Origin of the sequence: Allomuricauda sp. CAU 1633 (genome assembly GCF_017313225.1) — a bacterium.
Classification (GTDB): domain Bacteria; phylum Bacteroidota; class Bacteroidia; order Flavobacteriales; family Flavobacteriaceae; genus Flagellimonas.
In genome coordinates this window covers 94,693-109,181 of sequence record NZ_JAFLNE010000007.1, presented here as the reverse complement: position 1 = coordinate 109,181, position 14,489 = coordinate 94,693, and the positions used below count along the sequence as shown (strand labels likewise).

Below are 14,489 nucleotides of genomic sequence, written 5' to 3'. Positions count from 1 at the left end.
AACAATGTTTTTAGGGTTTCACGGGTATGGTAAATCATTTAAGAAAAGATTTTCCTTACGCTGAAGAACCAATAATCACGCTCCTTACTGCGCAATAAAAGGCTGATCGTACAATCGTTTTCCAGTGGCTCTGTACATGGCATTGGCCAATGCAGGGAACACAGGTGGAAAGGCCGGCTCTCCCAATCCAGTTGGGTCAATTTGGTTTTGCACAAAATGGACTTCAATTTCTTTGGGAGCTTCCTTCATCCGAATCATTCGGTAGCGATCAAAATTTTGCTTGTTGGGTTTACCATCCTTGAAGGCCAATGAACCAAACAGGGCATTTCCAATTCCATCCACAATGGCACCTTCCAATAAATTAGTAGCCGCATCGGGGTTGATTATAATCCCACAATCCACAGCACAATATACCTTTTGAACTTGGGGTTGACCATCATTCATCACCAAATCCAAAACTTGGGCTGCATAGGTATTATGACAAAAATAAGCTGCCACACCTCGATAAACTCCGGGCTTTTCTTCTCCCCAATTGGACTTATCCCTAACCAACTCAAGGACCCCTTTGTAGCGTGAAGGGTCATAATCATTATTTTCACCAACAGGATCATTTTCAGCCCTACGAAGCAGTTCCAATCGAAATTCTATGGGGTCTTTCCCCATCTCCTCTGCAAGTTCATCCAAAAATGATTGTTCGGCACAGGCCATAAAATTGGAACTTGGCGCTCGAAACGAACCTACAGTGATATTGGAGGGAACAACCCAACTCTCAGCCGAATAATGATCTAAAGTTCCGGCTGGAAATCGATTGGCATACAATGGACTTTCGGGAATACCTCCCGCATTAACACTCAATCCGGTTAGATTCTTATTGGCATCCAATGCTGCTTTATAAGTGGCACGATAGGTGGGTCTATAAATTCCCGAGGTCATATCATCTTCCCGGGTATACATCAATTTTATGGGAGCTTTCATTCGTTGGGAAATGATTCCTGCCTCAACCAACCAATGTGCGTATGACCTGCGACCATAACCCCCTCCTAAACGGGTCATTTTAATATCAATATTCTCCAAGGGAATCCCCAAACGGGCGGATAAGGTTTTTTCGGTAAACTCAGGTTTTTGCAATGGCCCTGCAAAATTCGCCCGTTCCTCGGTCACATCAGCAAAAAAGTTCATGGGTTCCATACAATTGTGCGCCAAGAAAGGGGCAGTGTATGAGCGTTCCAAAATTTGGGATGCCGAACGCAATGCCCTTTCCGGGTCGCCATCCTTTCGTTGTACCTCACCTTTTTGTTTGGACATTTCCTTCTTTTTCCGATCATGGTCTGAGGTGTTTTCCAGTCCCGCAGGGAAAAACAAGGTCTGCTCAGTTCCAAATCGATCTCTTGTAATGGTTAGATCAGAACTGGCCTCCCATTCCACATTGGGCTCAAGAGCTTTTTTGGCATTCATTACCGGCCAGGTGGAATCCCCTACCACCACCACCAAATCAGTAAAAGAATTCGTGTCAAAAAACTGCCATTTGTAATCTTCAGCATAAGTTTTTATGGAAAAAATAGCTTTAATTCCGGGCATTCCTTTAACGGTAGTAGCATCAAAGCTTTTCAATTTTAATCCAAAGGCCGGGGGATGTACAATCATGGCAACCAACATCCCTTCCTTTTGATAGTCCATACCGAACAAAGGCTTGCCCGTCACAATTTTCGGTGTGTCGACATTCTTTTTGGATGTACCGATAATGGCAAACTCTTCTATTTCTTTTAAGGAAACAGTTTCTGGAACGGCAACTTGGGAAGCGGCGGTAGCCAATTCGCCATATCCTGCCTTTTTCCCACTTTCTGGATGAAATACCTCCCCTTTTTGGGCAGTAATTTCATCTATGGGCACCTCCCAAAGCTCCGAGGCGGCTTGCATCAACATATATTTTGCAGAGGCTCCTGCTTGCCTAAGATGCTCCCAACTTTGTCGGATAGCCTGACTTCCCCCAATAAATTGACGCGTATATTTATCTGTATCCAGTGGAGCTTGTTCCACTATAACCTGTTCCCAATCTGCATCCAGTTCCTCAGCAACAATCATGGGCATGGACGTTTTCACATTTTGTCCTCCTTCAGGGTTGGGCGACATAATGGTCACCATCCCATTTTCAGCTATTTTGATATACCCATTGACCTCAACCCAATTTTCGGGCAAACCACTTTCCAATCCTTTGGTTTTATCCTTGCAGGAAACTATCCAACTAAAACCCAACAGCATTCCCCCGCCTGCCAAGGTTGAAGATTTTAAAAAAAGGCGTCTGTCCATTTGGGTTTTCATCTTATTTGTTTTGAAATTAGACCTCTCTTGAAGTAGTTATTTTGTAATTCCTTTAAAATTACAAATTTGATTTAACACAAAATACCTAAAGTCCTTTGTTGTTTTATACGGATATCCTAAAGATTTCCGGAGGGACATACAGTATGTATAAAGTGCTCAAAACTTTTAAGAAGTACAGTCTTTCAAACGTTATAAAAAATATAAAACCCAGTAAAATTGGGATTTACGGCTTGCATGCCTTATCTTTGCCCCGATGAAAATCAAGCTCCACGAGAGAAAAAACTGTAGGATTCTAAGTTTTACCTATCTGGTATTTCGTAACCAACCGGATAAATTCATCCCACCTACTCTTTAATTCCAACCTTTAACCAAGGTTTCTCTTGCAATGCGCAATCTTGGAAAGCGATGCTTTTCTGGATATGGCACTAAGCCCTATTTGTAACCAAAAACTACAACATCATTTTATCGCAAAACATACGCATGGTAATCAAGACCTACGATGCCTATACCCGACTTTCAACCATGGAAGCCACACGGTTCACCAACTTTCTTTTTGAACACCAAGAAGGTAAAAGAGCCACCCAAAAGGCCATTCGAAAGGCCATTCAGTATTCCACAAAGGAAATACCTGGTTTGGGAGGTTACGTGTTCTCCATGGAAGATAAGGACAACATACTTGCTTTGGCCGTAGTGAACAAGACTGGTATGGGAGACTATATCCCTGAAAACTTTATGGTCTTCTTTGTAGTGCACCGCGAGTTCAGGAATCAAGGTATTGAGGAAAAACTTCTTGACTATACCTTACAATATTGCAAAGGCGATGTTGCCATCCATATTACAAGCGAAAACCAATGCCCAAACAAAGAATTTTTTGAAAAATACGGGTTTGGTGAAACCCACACAGAAATGAGATTGAACCGATAAAACACTATATGCTCAAAATTGAAGTAAAACCCGGCGAAAACATAGAAAGAGCCCTAAAACGCTATAAAAGGAAATATAGAAACACCAAGCGTTTGGAGCAAATCCGTGACCGTCAGGAATACACCAAAAAATCAGTAGAACGAAGAAAAACATTAAAAAAGGCCCAATACAAGGCCAAATACCTTAACGAAAGGGAAAACGAATAGTATAAACACCATTAACAACAAAATGAAACTTTCAAAGATTAAAAGGGAAACCAAGTATGAAAAACGCTATAGCGTTAAAATGGGAGAACTTACCACCCAGGTAACGTACATAAAGCGATATATTTTAGGAATCCCTACACGTACATTACACAAGTACAGGGAAACCTACTACGGTAAAGTGAAAGATTGCGAAGACTGCAACATATCCATCTAAATTTTATATAAACTTTTTAATCCAAACAATGAAAGTATTGGTAATTGGTGCAGGTAACATGGGGCTTACCTACGCCACAGGTATGTCCAAATCCAAACTGTTGAAAAAACGCAACATTATGGTATTGGACAAGTCAAAGGAAAAATTGGAAGAAGTGGGCAAAATTGCCTATTTCGATGCCATGGAACGCTTAGAGGACTGTGTCCCCAAAGCAGATATCATATTCTTGGCCGTGAAACCCTATCATGCTGAAGATCTCTTCAAACGTATGAAGAACCTGGTAAAACCCGAGCAATTGTTCATTTCCATTATGGCTGGGGTAACCATTAAATATATCCAAGAAGCTTTGGGCATTACCAAAGTAGTTAGAGCCATGCCCAATCTCCCCGCGCAAGTGGGTCACGGACTCACCAGCTATGTTTCGGCAGAGGAAGTTTCCCGTTTGGAGCTTTTTATGGTGGAAGGCCTTTTGGACACCACCGGTAAATCACTCCGGGTAAAAAGCGAAAACTATATTGATGCTTCCACAGGAATTTCGGGAAGTGGGCCTGCTTATGTGTTCTACTTTATGCAGAGCATGATGGAGGCCGCCCTTCAAATGGGCTTTTCCGAAAATGTATCCAAAGTATTGGTGAGTCAGACCTTTACCGGGGCCGTGGAACTCTTCAACCAGAACAACCTCACCCCGGACTCATGGATGGACCGAGTGGCCTCTAAAGGAGGAACAACCAGGGCCGCATTGGACTCCATGGAAGACAATAATGTAAGTGAAATGATCAAGGAAGCTGCCTTTGCAGCCTTTAATCGTGCCGTTGAACTCGGCGAAGAATACTAAATCATGTATAAAGAACTCGTGGTCATAAAGGTGGGAACCAATGTGATGACCAACAAAGACAACAGAATTGTAAGACCCGTGCTCAAAAAACTGGTAAAACAAGTTGTGGAGCTATACGAACGTGATATTATGACCATTTTGGTCTCCTCAGGTTCTGTAATTGCGGGAAAAGAAGTATTGGGCAAAGCCAGCATTAAGGACAAGACCCAAAGAAGACAGGTGTACTCCGCCATCGGGCAACCTAGAATGATGCGTTTGTACTACAACATCTTTAGGGATTATGGTATGAAATGCGCCCAAGTGCTTCCCACAAAGCGGGATTTTAATCCAGGGATGCACCGCGACAATATGATCAATTGCATTGAAGGACTCCTGTCCGAAGGTGTAGTGCCCATCGCCAATGAGGATGATGCCGTTTCCGTGGCTATGTCCATGTTTTCGGATAATGATGAGCTCGCCACATTGATTGCCCAGCTAATGAATGCCGATAAATTGATTCTCATGACCGACATTGATGGGCTCTACAACGGCCATCCAGAAAAGGAAGAATCAAAAGTCATTCAAAAAGTAGCACCCAAGGAAGATTTGGACAAGTACATTGAGGAAGGCAACAAAGCCGAAGGTGAAGGTCGTGGCGGTATGGGCTCAAAATTAAGCTATGCCCAAATGGCCGCGGCTGACAATATTCCGTCCTACATCGTGAATGGAAAAAAAGATAATGTAATACTAGATATTGTAGAAGGAAAAAAAGTAGGGACCAAAGTTTCCCTATAAAAAATGAGAACTATGAAATTATTGAATACAGAAATAAAAAATAAAGTCTTGGCCGATATGGAGCGAATTCTGGATGAGAATCGTGAAGAGCTCCTCAAAGCCAATCAAAAAGATTTGGATGCGTTCAACCGGGACGACCAAGCCCTATATGATCGTTTGGTGGTCAACCAGAAAAAAGTGGACCAGATGATTCAGGCGGTAAAAGAGGTTCGATTGCAGAAAGATCCGGTCAATCAAGAAATCTCTACCAAAAATTTAGAGAATGGGCTCAAAATCATTAACAAAACGGCTCCATTTGGGACCATAATGATCATTTATGAGTCTCGCCCTGATGTAACCGTGGAGGCTGCGGTCCTAGCGTTTAAAGCCAACAACAAAATCCTATTAAAGGGTGGAAAAGAGGCTTATCATAGCAATAAAGCATTGGTAAAGTTTTGGCATCAGGCCTTGGCCGAGAATAAGCTGCCAACAGATTTTATCCAATTTTTGGAAATGGACCGGACCCAGACACAGGAATTTTTAAAAAATCCTGATCAAGACTTGGATTTGATCGTACCACGTGGGGGCGAACGCCTTATCGCCTTTGTAAAGGAACACGCCAAATGTGCCGTTCTGGTGAGTGGTCGAGGAAACAATTTCCTATATGTTCACAATGAGGCCGATTGGACAAAAAGCTTAGGAGTGATTGTTAATGCCAAGACCCATAAAATTTCTGCCTGTAATGCCTTGGACAAAATTTTGGTGGATTCAGGGATTGAAGGTTATGGGGAAAAACTAAAAGAACTGAAACAACTTTTAAGCGATAAAGGGGTTTCCATTTTGGTGGATGAGAAGGTCAAACAGATATTGCCCGGAGAGGAAATCATACCAAATGAATCGGTTTGGCAAGAAGAGTTCTTGGCCATGAAATGCGTCATTGGTTCAGTGACTGGATTGGATGAGGCCATTGAAAAGATAAACGCAAACTCTGGCGGTCATTCGGCCACCATTATGACCCAGAATGACAGTGTGGCCCAAACCTTTATGGAAAATGTGGACTGCGCTGCAGTGTACCAAAATGCTTCCACGAGATTTACAGACGGTGGACAGATGGGCGTTGGCGCTGAGTTGGCTATCAGTACAGATAAACTCCATCATCGTGGCCCGCTCGGATTGAATGAATTGGTCACCAACAAATACTACGTATTTGGTGATGGGCAGGTGAGAGTTTAAAAAATATCTCCTTAAAATAAGCTAGGCGTTGGGGTAGACTTCAGCGCCTTTTTTTATTTGTAAACTGGAATAAGTATAAAAAAGGCAATTTTTGGTTGAAATATTGGTCATTTTTTGAGAAAATATCTAGATTTAGTACTCTAAACATATTACCATGGGAAAATTTGAGATTAAAACAGATAAATCTGGCAAGTTCAGGTTTAATTTAAAAGCTGGAAACGGCCAAGTAATTTTAAGCAGTCAAGGGTATACCACCAAAGCTGCCTGCGATAATGGCATCGAGTCTGTGAGAAAACATTCGCAGGACGATGGAAATTTTGAAAGAAACACTGCAAAAGATGGAAGTCCATACTTTAACCTAAAAGCATCCAATGGACAGGTTATTGGGAACAGCGAGATGTATTCCAGCGAATCGGCCATGGAAAATGGTGTTGCTTCTGTAAAGAAAAATGCCCCGGATGCCGCTGTCGAAGAAGTTTCTTCCTAGCTAAAAATATTTTTGAATACAAAAAGGCAGCTCAAATGGGCTGCCTTTTTTATTTCATGGTATGAATAGGCGCATTTTATCTCATTCTTTTTTTTTAACCACCAAACCAGATTGCCCATCCATTAGCTGAGAAGGGGCATCCATAAGATAGCACAGCTATAAATTATTAATACAACTTATGTTTGTTGTGCAATTACGCGTTAAAGCACATTGAAAAGCAAGATCAATTTTAACGCATGCACATATAGCAATGCACTTTTTTTAGACTGTTGGTCATAAAAGTGTTTAGTTTAGTTGAGGTTTCCGTTACGCCAAGGAATCAGAGTGGTTCCTTGGTTGTAATGGTTTTTTTGTTTTTACCCTTACCTGTCACTTCACCTGTAAAGATCTGTGGCTTTAAAACAGAGAACCTATTTATGTATTCCAATTATTTATAAGTTTTTTCTTACTCTATAAACAGTCTTTTACCTTCCCTTGGAAAGCTACGGTGAACCCAGCTTTTTGTTTTATCAATTGAAAGGGAGCGTTTGTTCATTTCCATAAAACTCCCACACATATTTCCTTTCTCTTTGTACAATGCCTATCCGATCGAGAGATGGCTGTAAATCAACTTTATACCAAAAAACAGTAAACATGAATTTAAGAATAGTATTGATGGGATTCTTTCTCATCTTAACAACAGCAATAAGCCATGCTCAATCCTACGTCGGCTTATTGGAAGACAATTACAATGGGGTTCATGGTGTTATTTCCAACCCAGCCAATATTGCAGATTCCAGACTTAAAACAGACATTAACCTAATTGGGGTTAGTTCGTTTGTTGGAAACAATTATGTGGGTTTTAACCTTGATGATGCTTTCAGTGATTTTAGTAAAGCATTTGACAATGCAGCAACCTTTCCTTCCGAAGATAATTTTATAGGATGGAACATTGATGTGCTTGGCCCATCTGTAATGCTCAGTCTCGGCAAAAAGCATTCTTTCTCCTTTTTCACAAGGGCAAGGGCGTTTTTCAATGTAAATGAGATAAATGGAGAACTTTTGGACAAAGAAGGAGGATTTGATGAATCTGAGGATTTCTTTTTGGATGAAGGTAATATCGCAGGTTCCTTTAATCTATGGGGCGAAATTGGCGCTACGTATGCTAGGATTCTTTTGGACAAGGAAGAACATTTTATAAAAGGGGGGCTTTCCTTAAAATACATTCAAGGCATGGGTAATGTTTATATAAATGGATCCGACATTACAGTAGATTATGACTCAGGCTCCCGACAAGTTACCACTACCGGCCAATTACACTATGGGAATACAGCAAGTCTTGACGATGAAGGTAATGGCGGTAAATATTTTGATTTTAGTGGAGGTGGAGGTATTGGCACAGATATAGGATTTGTTTATGAGTGGAGGCCCCAATATGCCAAATACACTAAAACCGATGTCAACGGAAATTCTATTATAGATCGAGGTGCCAACAAGTACAAACTAAAATTTGGAGCATCGATCACAGATATTGGTAAAATAAAAGATGTTAGTGGTGTTGATCGATTTTACGACCTTATCAACACTCAAGACATAGATAATTTTGACGGTGATGTATTGGAAGAAGCGCTTTTGGACAACTTTCAGCTTATTTCAGAAACCAAATCTGCCAGTGTTACTTTACCTACCGCATTGCATACCAATGCGGATTGGAACATTAATTCCAAATTCTACCTTAATCTAAATGCTGATGTCTCCCTAACATCAAAAACAAAAATAAACACCAACCGAATTTTGAACCAATTTAGGCTTACCCCAAGATTTGAAAGTACATGGCTTGGTGTTTATTCCCCGTTAAGCATTCTTGAAGGAGCAGGATTCCAATGGGGGGCTGGACTTAGATTGGGGCCAATATATTTAGGGTCCGGGTCCATCATTTCAGCAATGGCTGGTAAAAACACAAAAGCCATTGATCTATATGCCGGGCTTAAAATTCCTGTATACCAAAATAGATTAAAAGACAAAGACAATGATGGTATCATAAATCAAGAAGATCAATGCCCTGATGTTGCAGGCCCAATTGAAAACAAAGGTTGCCCTTGGAAAGACACTGATGGCGATGGCATTTTGGACAAGGACGATGACTGTCCCAGCGAAGTTGGCCCGGAAGAAAACAAAGGTTGCCCCTGGAAAGATACCGATGGCGATGGTGTATTGGATAAAGATGATGACTGCCCTACCGAAGCTGGCTTAGCCGAGTATAATGGCTGTCCAGATACGGACGGAGATGGCATCATAGATAATGAAGACCGTTGTCCAAACATCCCGGGAAGTGCCGAACACAAAGGTTGCCCGGATACGGATGGCGATACCCTTGCGGATATTGATGATGAATGCCCCAGCATAGCAGGCCCAGTGAGCAACAAAGGATGCCCTGAAGTAACACAGGAAGTTCAAAAACAATTGAATGATTACGCCCGTACCATACTTTTTGATACCGGAAAAGCTACCATTAAACCTGAATCGGTATCAACCATGGTGGACATTATTCAAATCTTGAATGAATACCCCAACGCTAAATTTACCGTAGAAGGCCATACCGATAGTGTGGGAAGCAGCGAAAGCAACCAAAGACTGTCAGAGGCCAGGGCTAATTCGGTTAGGGATTTCTTGATTAATGAGGGTATTACATCAGAAAGGCTGTCCGCAATTGGATATGGTGAGGAAAAACCAATAGCCTCAAATGCTACCCGAATTGGAAGACAACAAAACCGAAGAGTGGAAATCAACCTGATCAAATAGCTATCCTGTCCATAATTCAATTAAGAATGTAAGGTTTGGTGTAACTCGTGTATTCTTAAAAAGCAGTGATAGTTTGCCGCCAAGAAGTTTTCTTGGCGGCTTTTTTATGTCTTCCATCACTCCAAAAAGCACATGGATACACCAAGAATGAACTAAGGCACACCTTCCGTATAAACCATTAAAATACCTCATTTCGAGTTTTGTCCCGTAAATCCATTTATGCCTTTCATCAATTCTAACCTCGCATAGGTTAATTGACCCCATTATATATAAGGTAGGTATGCTACTTTAAATCTATGTTAACATAAAGCCTTGTATTTCTTCCCAAGAATACTAGGCCAAAACCTACTTGCTTATGACTAAATTTTTACACTCTATCAATTATTTGCTCCCCAATAATTTGGTCAACCTCTTCTATTTGTCATACGGTCGAATAAAAAAATTAATATTATGGCTATTACTCTTTATCACTGGATTCCAATTATCTGCCCAAGAGGTAGACAATTGGTATTCTGCAGATAGGGCCATAAATGTTCCTTCCACTCCTTCAGCCTTGCATGAGTTTACTCCATATCCTCCCGCTGGTGTAACACCTGTCAACATATGGTATGATTTAGTTGATTTTGTTATTCCAGATTTTCGCCAAGATGCTATGGAACATCCTAACCCAATCAATTATGACCAACCTTGGGAAAATTATCCCAACCATGGTTTTGAGCATCCTGGCGGTCCTGGTTTTTTAACCCCAACCGGAGCAATACCAGGCATACCAACATTACAAAGGGATGTATGGAACTTTAACCCCGCGGTGGAATTTGATGGGTCTGGAACGGGTGATGCACTCTATTTTCGATCCCATGCAAGGGACAATATAGTGGTTTTTATCGTTTTCTCCGCAACTGGCGAAGGCAACACCGCAGAAACACAAAGTCTCTTGTTTGGTGGAGACATAGATTCACACATAAGTTACCTTACCAACCTTTCTTTAGGGGTGTCCAGCAATAATAGTTTTTCCGTTGGTAGGACTTGGGACACGGGTACATTTTTCCAAGCAGGCAGTATTGATCTATTGGGCCGGCCTACAATAGGAACTTTTGTAAGACAAGTGGGTGTAGACCAAGAAACCCTTTCCACACGTGTAAATGGACTAACAGATCCTAGCATAAACGGGTTAATTAGAAATGATCCAACAGCAGATGAATCCCTATTCTACTACAACCGAATGGGGAAACACTTTAACGATACAGATCCCGGTGGTGGTTCAGATCCAAGTAATCTATCTGGTCATATTGCAGAAATATTGCTGATGGATGGTATTGCTGATGTAAATCACATCCAAAGAATGGAAAGCTATTTAGCGATCAAATATGGCATTACCCTTAATTCATCAGGAACCTTGGGCAGTATCAATGGAAATGATTCATTCAACTACCTAGCAGCTGATGGTACAACAATATGGATGTTCGATGCTACCTACCCCTACGACATTGCAGGCATAGGTAAAGACAGGTTTAATGACGCTGGTGCCCACAGATTACGATATAATCTCCACCAACGCATCTCAAAAAGTGTAAATGCAGAAGCAAGGGTTACCATATCCACAAATATGGACTTCTCTGAAGATAATTTGGATGACGCTAGAACTCCAATTGACGCAAGACACTTTTCACCCATTGAACATAACTACTTGGTCTGGGGAAATGATCACGCTTCAATGCTTGTTACGGCCCTGAACAACCCCGTTGGTGTTGATGGGAGGATTCAAAGACGTTGGAAAATTGATGAAACCCGGTCTGTTTCGGCTGATCCTATTTCAAATGTAAGTGTACGGGTTGATCTTACAGGGTCGGACATACTACCCAACGATCCCTGTGAGATATTTTTGATGATAGACGAAGATGGAAATGGTGATTTTACCAATGGAGCAATAACATTGATAGAGGCAACAAGCATAGTAGCTGACCATGCATTTTTTGACAACGTCAATTTCAGTGGGGTTGACGTTTTTACAGTTGCTTATATTGCTGATGTAGAACCCCCAACCGCAAGTAATCCTACTTCAATAGTCGTTTGTGATACCGTTCTGGCTCCAGACCCTAATGTAGTCAATGATGAAGATGATAATTGTGCCGTGGATTCTGTGGCCCATATAAGCGATGTATCGGACGGCTTGTCTAATCCAGAAACCATTACACGTACCTACAGAGTAACAGATACCTCTGGTAATTTCATTGATGTAACCCATACAATAGAGGTCTATACAACGCCTAATGCCGGCACCCCTACCGATTTGGACATCTGTGAGGGCGACGCCACCATCTATGACCTTAACGCTCAGCTTGCTGGAGAGGACGGTGTTGGCACATGGACCGATGAGAACGATGCCTTCAACAACGGAGCAAACTCTGTCGTGGGAGACCCCACCAACATGGACTTCTCCACAGTATTCCCCGGAAGCTACGACTTTACCTATACCGTAACCGCAACTGCACCTTGTACTGATGCCACTGCAACGGTAACCGTTACTATAATTCCAGACCCTAACATAAATGCGGGCTCAGACGAGGAAATTTGTGAAGGAAATGTCCACGACCTGGCCACTTCGACGACGGTACCAAGTGAGTCCAACACCACCTCCTTATCATGGTCCACATCTGGAGATGGGTCGTTCTCCAACAGTTTACTGCTCACACCCATCTACACTCCTGGGCCCAACGACATCATGGTAGGATCGGTAACGCTCACTCTCACAGGAACCGGAAATGGTCCTTGCCCAAACATACAGGACCAAATGATACTGACCATTACATCTGCTCCAATTGTGGATGCAGGGTCAGATGCGTCAATCTGTGAGGGTGGTGTTCACAATCTCGCTACTTCAACAACGGTGCCAAGTGAGTCCAACACCAGCTCTCTATCATGGTCCACATCAGGGGATGGTTCCTTTTCCCCCAACAGCACACTCCTAATGCCTACCTATAACCCCGGAGCCAACGACATCTCTAATGGATCAGTTGTACTCACAATTACAGCAATTGGAAATGGTTCCTGTCCCAATGTACAGGACCAAATGATATTGACAATAGATCAACAAACTACTACCGATGCTGGTTCTGGAGGAGATGTTTGTGATATCGCTAATACCTTTATCACGAGTGCGGTGGCATCTATCGGAACTGGTACCTGGACCAACGAAAGCCCTTTGGTCGGGAACGCCATGTTCCTTAATGAAAATAATGCGGTAACCGATGTCACCGTTGACAACTACGGCACCTATACCTTCCAGTGGACCGAAGTAAACGGGAGCTGCTCCGACTTCGATGAGATAAGCGTCACTTTCTATGAAGAACCCACACCTGCCAACGCTGGACTGGATATTGTACAGTGCAACAACGGCACCTTCAATATGGCCGCAAACACCCCTTTGGTGGGGACCGGAACATGGTCTGAAGTCGGAGGACCCTCTGGAATAACAATAACCGACCCGAGCGACCCCTTGACAACAATAACGGGACTCTCCGCCGGAAGCACAGCCACACTCAGATGGACCATCAGCAACGGTACATGTGCCCCATCCTCCGATGATGTAACAATTACCAATGACCTACAACCATCGGCTGATGCCTATGAACCCTCCCTGCAGAACATGTTCGAAGAATGCGGGCTCACACACGATGTCGATGCGCTTGCGGCCGTAGGCACAGGAACATGGACAAAGACTAGCGGACCAGGCGCCCTAGCTTTTGGAACTAACGCCAACGACCCGGACCAGACTCTTACGGTCAATGCTTACGGAATTTATGTATTCACGTGGACCGACGTGAACGGGAGCTGTTCCAGTTCAAACAATATAACCGTCACCTTTTATCAAGACCCCACACCCGCCAATGCAGGACCTGACATCTTGCAATGCGACAACAGTACCTTCATTATGGATGCCAACATACCTATGGTGGGCACGGGAATCTGGACCCAAATTGCAGGTCCCGCTGTCGCCATAGACGATCCCGCTAGTTCTATAACCGGTGTCTCAGGACCACCTGTGGGGTCATCGGCCACATTGAGATGGACCATATCAAATGGAACATGCCCGGACTCATTCGACGAGGTCACAATAACCAATAATCTGCAACCAACAATTGGTGTGGACGTCTTTACCGACCCCACCACCTGTGGTGGTAGTGATGGTAGTATGGAATTGCTCTTCACCAACGTGGTAGTGGACGGTTTCTATACCATTGTGTACGACAGCGGTAGTTTCCCTAATGTTAACATAGAATCAGGCGGTGCAACCATCGATGGCCTACCTGCGGGCAACTATAATAATTTGAGGATAACTGTCAACGGATGTACCTCCACTCTAAACCCTAGTGTCTCTCTAATATCACCAGGGGCACCGGATATCGACCCCATAGCTGATATTATCGCATGTGACTCCTATACCCTGCCCATCATCACTGGAACCAACCTTACAGGTAATGAAGCCTATTTCACAGATCCAGGAGGTACCGGAATGAAGTATCTCCCAGGCGAGGACATCACTAGCTCGGGCACCTACTACATCTACGATGAGAGTGGAGTTTGCTTCGATGAGGAACCTTTCACAATTACCATAAACACCTCACCCGCGGCACCGGCCATAACCGTCACGCCCGAGGACTGCGCAGGGGACGCAACCAACACCGTGGACAACTATGACAACACCCTGACCTATACATCCAGCCCCGTGGGACTGGC

General features: G+C 43.0%; 10 protein-coding genes. 9 read left to right on the top strand and 1 reads right to left on the bottom strand.

What is annotated here, in order from left to right; translation table 11 throughout:
• Positions 1 to 84: 84 nt before the first annotated feature.
• On the bottom strand, positions 85 to 2,319 hold the full coding sequence (locus J0X14_RS16395) for a xanthine dehydrogenase family protein molybdopterin-binding subunit (protein WP_242528068.1): 2,235 nt from the start codon (positions 2,317 to 2,319) through the stop codon (positions 85 to 87).
• Between the two features lie 480 nt (positions 2,320 to 2,799).
• Between J0X14_RS16395 and J0X14_RS16390 the strand changes: the two genes are divergently transcribed.
• The 9 genes from J0X14_RS16390 to J0X14_RS16350 form a co-directional block, all read left to right on the top strand.
• Positions 2,800 to 3,243 (top strand): GNAT family N-acetyltransferase, encoded by a 444-nt coding sequence (locus J0X14_RS16390; protein WP_207098902.1) that lies wholly within the window; start codon positions 2,800 to 2,802, stop codon positions 3,241 to 3,243.
• A gap of 8 nt (positions 3,244 to 3,251) precedes the next feature.
• Positions 3,252 to 3,449, top strand: a complete 198-nt coding sequence (rpsU, locus tag J0X14_RS16385; RefSeq protein ID WP_207098901.1) for a 30S ribosomal protein S21 — start codon at positions 3,252 to 3,254, stop codon at positions 3,447 to 3,449.
• A gap of 22 nt (positions 3,450 to 3,471) precedes the next feature.
• Positions 3,472 to 3,663 (top strand): hypothetical protein, encoded by a 192-nt coding sequence (locus tag J0X14_RS16380; protein ID WP_207098900.1) that lies wholly within the window; start codon positions 3,472 to 3,474, stop codon positions 3,661 to 3,663.
• Positions 3,664 to 3,691: 28 nt separating this feature from the next.
• Positions 3,692 to 4,498, top strand: a complete 807-nt coding sequence (proC, locus tag J0X14_RS16375; RefSeq protein ID WP_207098899.1) for a pyrroline-5-carboxylate reductase — start codon at positions 3,692 to 3,694, stop codon at positions 4,496 to 4,498.
• Positions 4,499 to 4,501: 3 nt separating this feature from the next.
• Positions 4,502 to 5,272, top strand: coding sequence for a glutamate 5-kinase (gene proB, locus J0X14_RS16370; protein WP_207098898.1), 771 nt, complete (start codon positions 4,502 to 4,504; stop codon positions 5,270 to 5,272).
• Between the two features lie 12 nt (positions 5,273 to 5,284).
• On the top strand, positions 5,285 to 6,484 hold the full coding sequence (locus tag J0X14_RS16365) for a glutamate-5-semialdehyde dehydrogenase (protein WP_207098897.1): 1,200 nt from the start codon (positions 5,285 to 5,287) through the stop codon (positions 6,482 to 6,484).
• A 154-nt stretch (positions 6,485 to 6,638) separates the two neighbouring features.
• Entirely contained in the window at positions 6,639 to 6,971 is a 333-nt protein-coding gene (locus J0X14_RS16360) for a YegP family protein (RefSeq protein WP_207098896.1), read from the top strand.
• A 633-nt stretch (positions 6,972 to 7,604) separates the two neighbouring features.
• Entirely contained in the window at positions 7,605 to 9,752 is a 2,148-nt protein-coding gene (locus J0X14_RS16355) for a DUF5723 family protein (protein WP_207098895.1), read from the top strand.
• 355 nt (positions 9,753 to 10,107) lie between these two features.
• On the top strand, positions 10,108 to 14,489 hold a 4,382-nt coding region (locus J0X14_RS16350; protein ID WP_207098894.1), incomplete at its 3' end, for a hypothetical protein.